Below are 5,568 nucleotides of genomic sequence, written 5' to 3'. Positions count from 1 at the left end.
GGCCTGGGCATGGGCAATTTTGGCTGCGGCCCATACCCGCCTGCAACAATATCTGGCTTTCCACAAGGCCGTCGGGCAGGTCATGGAACACACCGATCAGGAATCCATCCTGCTGGAGTCCCTGTGTACACTGGCGGTGGAGTGCACCCCCGTCACCCTGGCCTGGGTCTGCCGGGTAGAGCCGGACAATTCCCTGCAAACCCTGGCGGAAGCCGGAAATGCCGCCTATCTGGACAGTTTTGCCGAAAGACGCAGCGGCCTGCCCGCCGACCATGGCCCGCTGTTCCGGGTCTGGCAGACGCAAAGGCCGCTGTTTAATGAACCCTTCTCCGAAGGACCGCTGCGCAGGGCCTGGCAGCAGAATGCTCGTCCCTACCAGTTGCGTTCCTTGGCGGTGCTGCCCATTCACCGCGACCATCAGCCCTGGGCGCTGTTGGTGCTGTATGACCGGGACAAGCGGGGTTTCCCGCAAGACTGTCAGGTGGTGCTGGAGGGCATCGCCCGCCGGGTGAGTGAAGCCCTGGAAGACTGGGTAGGCATACTCCTCGAACGGGTGGCGCGCGAACACCAGCTGTTGCTGGGTACGGCCCTGCAAGCAGCGGAAGAGGGGGTGGTGCTGACCGATGCCGACCGACACATTTTGTATGTGAATGCCAGCTTTTCCCGTATGACGGGTTATACGCTGGCGGAAATCAGCCGCTTCGGGCTGCATCATCTGCAAGGCCCGCGTACTGACCCCCGGACTCTGACCGAAATTGACGAGGCCCTCTGCGGTCAGGGGTTTTTTAACGGTCGCCTGCTCAATTACCGCAGCGATGGGCAGACGTTCTGGAATCATTTAAGCATCATCCCCATTTACCAGTGCAACGGCGCCATCAGCCATTATGTGGGCATTCAGCGCGATGTGACCGCCGAATGGCTGGCCCGCGAACAACTGGAATACGAAGCCTGCCATGACCGCCTGACCGGTTTGGGTAACCGGCGTGCCCTTATGGACCAGGTGGCCGTTACCTTACCCCGCGTCCAGCGCAGCCACGGTGCCCTGGCCATCTGCATGATTGACCTCGATCATTTCAAACCCATCAATGATCTTTACGGCCACGAGGCGGGGGACCATGTGTTGCGCGTGGTGGGCCGCCGCCTGCACGCCGCCCTGCGCCGCAGCGACTATGTGGCGCGTCTGGGTGGGGATGAATTTGTGCTGCTGATTGAAGGCTTCAACCACTTCGAGGAACTGGAACTGATTCTGGTCAAAATCGAGGTCACCGTGAATGAACCCATTCATCTGCAATCGGGTGCCGTGGTCGGGGTCCGTCTGAGCATGGGGCTGTGTTTGTATCCTTCCGACTATGCGGGTGATTTCGAGACCCTGCTGCGCTATGCCGACCAGGCCCTGTACCAGTCCAAGGCCAAGAAACGCCAGCGCGCCCGTTACTGGGAATTATTCGTCATGGAAGAAGCGTCTGGCGAAGCAATCAGTAAAGGCAGTGCTATACACACACAGATCGACAGGAGCGATGCAGACGAAAGTGGATAGATGTGATGCGCAGGATGCCCAACTGCAGACGCGAATTGTCATTGTCGATGACCAGTCCACCGCCGCAAGCATCTCGGAAAAATCAATCAGGAACCATACGGCAGCACTACCGCAAAATTTCCAGAAAACCTGTCGGGCACTAACCGCTTATCTCGACGGCAAGCCCCAGACACGGTGACCATGAACCCGCCATAGCCCTGCCTGCATCATGGGTAAGCGGATGCAGCATTGCGCTTAAAACGGTATTGTTAGATTGGCTCCCACATAACTCCGATGATAACCAGCCCCCCCGCCATAAGCACTGGCTACCTGAGAATAGCCCCCGGTGAGACTGAACTGTAAATGCGTCGAAACAATGCCGGTAATAGTGCCGTAAAAGTCAGTTATGGGCGTGGTGATACCGTCTATAGTCTGGTCCCCATATCCTGCATAAAGACGCATCACCGAGTATGGAGAGAATTTCTGCACGTAAATAATATAACCTAATGCTTCCCTGTAGTGATGGGGGCTGAAATATGCGTTTGTTGGTGAGCCGTTGATTGAGATTCGCAAAGGCGTTCCGCTGGTATAAGCCCTGAAATATCCCTGAACACCAACACTGATGGGCAGGCTGCTAAAGCTGTAAAACTCAGGGGTAACACGAACGACTACTCCGTCACGCTGGTTGCCATCACTAAAAGCCTGGTGAAAATAAGCGGCGCCCACGGTGCCGATATTTCTGAGGCGTCCGAAGCCCCCCAAACTGACCGTATTGACGAGAATTTTATTTTCCACGGCAGTAACCGTACGAATAGGTTGACGATCAAAGCTGAGGTTGAGACCCCAGGAATCGCTGGGCTGATAATTCAGCTGTCCTGCCAGCCTTCCAAAAGTCCAGTTTCTCGCGGTGCTGACTCCGCCAAGTATGCTGTAATTCCAGTTGGTATTTATGGGCGCAGACCAGCCACCTTCCAGGGTCGAAAGGCCAATCTGACCATCGCTGTCGTTTATTTGCATTTGGCGAAAGCCTGCATACCACATGGTGGGACTGAGGCTGTTGTCACCGGGTCCGACGCCGGGAATGGTGACCCCGGCCTGGTATGTTTGATTGATGTTGTGGTCGCTATCACTGCTGTACTGATAGCCCACGTTAATACGATCATGCAAAGGATAGTACACAAAATCAGAGGTTTGCCTGAAAAGCTGCGCTTGCCATTGCGGTCCAGGGTAAACCCCATGGGGTGCGGCCAGATCCAGATGTTTCCAGGCAATGGTATCCCAACTCAATAAGGCGCTGGCAATGGCAGATTGCAATTGCGGGCCCGCACCCAAGCTGCGAACCGGTTTTAAAATATCATAAGCTTCTCTTGGACGTCCTAAATTGATGAGTGCCCTGGCTAAACCCACCCGCATGGTTTTTTGATCCCCAGGACTACGGGCGATGGTGATGCCCTTGGAATAGGCGTTTTCTGCTTCGTGAGAATTACCAACCCAAAGTGCGGCATACCCAAGGCCAGACAGGGCGGCAAGCTGATCATCATGGTATTTGTCGGGATGGCGACGGATTTCATCTCTGGCTTTACGAAAATAAGACAAAGCCAAATCAGGATGTTCTTGTGTCAAAGCTTCACGTCCCAGCCGGATATCATGTCCCGGGTCTGCAGCTGCAACAGTAGCACCAGAAAAAAAGATCAGCCCAGCAATGACTGCCATGGTTTGGATAGGTTTTTTTTTCACTTGGTACCCCATTTTTTTCTCAGGCTTAACAATTCTGAACCATAACCGGCGAGAGATGCTGGAGACATAAGTAATTGCGAAAGAAACACATAGAGAAACATGCCACGAAGATTTTTGCGAATGTGTATTCCGCGTTCTTTAAACATGGTGCTTTGTACCGAGAAAATCACGACGTTATTCAGTGCTGCCAAAGGTAATAGCAAGAGGGTTACTGGTCCGGCAAGCAGGAAAAATCCAAAGCAGGCGGCAATAAGCCCCGGGATAAAAAACAAGAGATAACTAAGATCCAGCCATGGAAATAACATATTCATGAAAACGAACTGGAGAGTTATTCTTCTTTTTAAAAAAATGCCAGGATGTGCCCGTATTGCTTCAAACATGCCGCGTGCCCAGCGCCGGCGTTGTTGAAAAAGCTGTTTGTAAGTTTCAGGTACGTTGGTAAATACAATGGCATTTTCGGCATAACCAATCCGGTAACCTTGCTTTAGTAATCCCCAGGAAAGAACGATATCTTCTCCAACACAAGGAGCCCATCCGCCCATTTCCTTGACCAGGTCGCGTTGATACAAGGAGAATGCACCCTGCGCAACCAGAGTACCCTGATAAAGACTCTGAACTCTTTTGACTACCGCAATGCCGTGGAAGTAATCCCATTCCTGTACTCTGGTGATCCATGATATTCTTGAGTTGCGTACAGCAATTGCTCCAGCAACTGCAGCAGTACCCTCCGGGTCTCCAAGGTAGCGACCCACAATATATTTTAAGGCGTCCTTGTACAGAAACGTATCGGCATCAACGGTGATGATGATGCCATGCGAAGCTATGGCCAAGCCTGCATTGAGCGCGCTGGCCTTCCCCTGATTTTTCTTTTGTTTGATGAGCTTTATTCTTGGGTCAGTAATTTTTTCGACAATATCTGTCGTTTTATCGGTAGATCCATCATCAATAACAATGATTTCCATGATCCCGGAATAAAATTGATTAAGAATGGATTTCAGAGTGTCCTCAATAGCATTTTCCTCGTTGTAGGCAGCAATTAATATGCTCACTGCCGGTAGCTCACTCGGTGTGTTCATTGGAGGTCTTCGATCCAGTAGAATGCTGAATATGATAATACCTGAAATATATCCAGGGACGATGGCCATGCCACCAATCGCGAATATGGTCAGCACCCATCCAAATAAATCAGCGAGACTATCTATCCAGGGGAGAGCGATCCAGATGCTGAATGAAACCCATAAAATGGCACCGAATTGGGCAATGAGAAATTTGCTGTAAACAGGGATGTAAACTTTCTTGTCTGCATTTCTTTGTAATTTTAGTCTTTCGTTATTTGCTGTATTATGACTGGCAAATATTTTATTGTTTTGTGGATGCAATGCGGTGACCACATTTTCATTTGATTCCTGCTCAGTTCTTGTTTCTAGCATGTTTATCCCAACCATTTTGTGGTGTTCATAAAACAAAAGCAAATAATATGCCAATTTAAATATATTGTTTTTTCAGTAAGATACGATTTAGTTGTATCATCGACCAAGAAAAAAATACCTAAAGTAATACAACAATGGTTGAATGTTTGCTATTAATTACAGTTTTTCAATATGTTACAAATTTATTTTGAGTGTTTCATCCACGTTACAGCAGCCTGTTTTGTGCTTCTTGAGTATCAATAATGCATTAGAGGTGAGCAGAGGAAGCAGGTTGCCGGATATGTTTTCTCCGGGTATCCAAAAAATTCTATTTGGGTTATCATTTTCGCTAAAGACATGTTTGACAGAAAGTGTACTGCATCAGACGTATGGCACGAGAAATAGAAACATTAGGAGTATCTTAAGTATGCGAAATCGATTTGTACTTGGCCTTGCTCTGACAGTGTTGAGTGGATTAACCTCTATGGAAGCCAGTGCGGCAGACCAAACTCTCAAGGCTCCACCAGAATCCGCCAGCAAAAAAGCGATTCTGCAACAAAATTCAGGCTCTTCGTCAGATTGAGTGGGTAGGGGGTAGAATGCTGTGGAGCGGTCGTGCCCTGAATAGGAGTTAGCTGATGGTCCCTGAAGAGCTGTTTTCTCTCGCGTTAGGATTGGTTCCGCCGTGGTTGGTGGATCATGTGACTTTCACGGTGGAGGAGAAACGCCTGGATCTGCACATCAACTTTCCCAAAGGTAGTCGCTTTGCTTGCTCCGTCTGTGGTGAGGAGTGTCCGGTACATGATACCCGTGACCATACCTGGCGGCACATGGATTTCTTCCAGCATGAAGCCTATCTCCATGCCCGTGTACCTCGTGTGAAGTGCCAGGAGCATGGAGWTAGGC

General features: G+C 50.2%; 5 protein-coding genes. 3 read left to right on the top strand and 2 right to left on the bottom strand.

The window, feature by feature from the left end; genetic code table 11:
- Window positions 1-1,537, top strand: a 1,537-nt coding sequence (locus tag H7F11_RS16355) for a diguanylate cyclase (RefSeq protein WP_193658279.1), incomplete at its 5' end; no start/stop codon positions are given.
- Window positions 1,530-1,715 carry a hypothetical protein gene (locus H7F11_RS16350; protein ID WP_193650996.1) on the top strand — a complete coding sequence of 62 codons (186 nt, stop codon included), beginning with the start codon at window positions 1,530-1,532 and terminating at the stop codon, window positions 1,713-1,715. The genes H7F11_RS16355 and H7F11_RS16350, both read left to right, overlap by 8 nt.
- Window positions 1,716-1,771: 56 nt before the next feature.
- Here H7F11_RS16350 and H7F11_RS16345 read toward each other — a convergent pair whose 3' ends face one another.
- Window positions 1,772-3,253: a tetratricopeptide repeat protein gene (locus H7F11_RS16345; protein WP_193650997.1), complete on the bottom strand. Its 1,482-nt coding sequence runs from the start codon at window positions 3,251-3,253 to the stop codon at window positions 1,772-1,774.
- Complete coding sequence (locus tag H7F11_RS16340) at window positions 3,250-4,683, bottom strand: glycosyltransferase (protein ID WP_227485593.1); 1,434 nt, start codon at window positions 4,681-4,683, stop codon at window positions 3,250-3,252. Before H7F11_RS16340 ends, H7F11_RS16345 begins: the two co-directional genes overlap by 4 nt.
- A 617-nt stretch (window positions 4,684-5,300) precedes the next feature.
- Between H7F11_RS16340 and H7F11_RS16335 the strand changes: the two genes are divergently transcribed.
- Window positions 5,301-5,568: transposase family protein (locus H7F11_RS16335; protein WP_193658277.1), on the top strand; the 268-nt coding region annotated here is incomplete at its 3' end.

The organism is Acidithiobacillus sp. HP-2, from assembly GCF_015100155.1.
Taxonomy (GTDB): Bacteria; Pseudomonadota; Gammaproteobacteria; order Acidithiobacillales; family Acidithiobacillaceae; genus Acidithiobacillus.
Note: the sequence above shows the minus strand (reverse complement) of the source record. Positions and strands in the feature narration are given on the sequence as shown.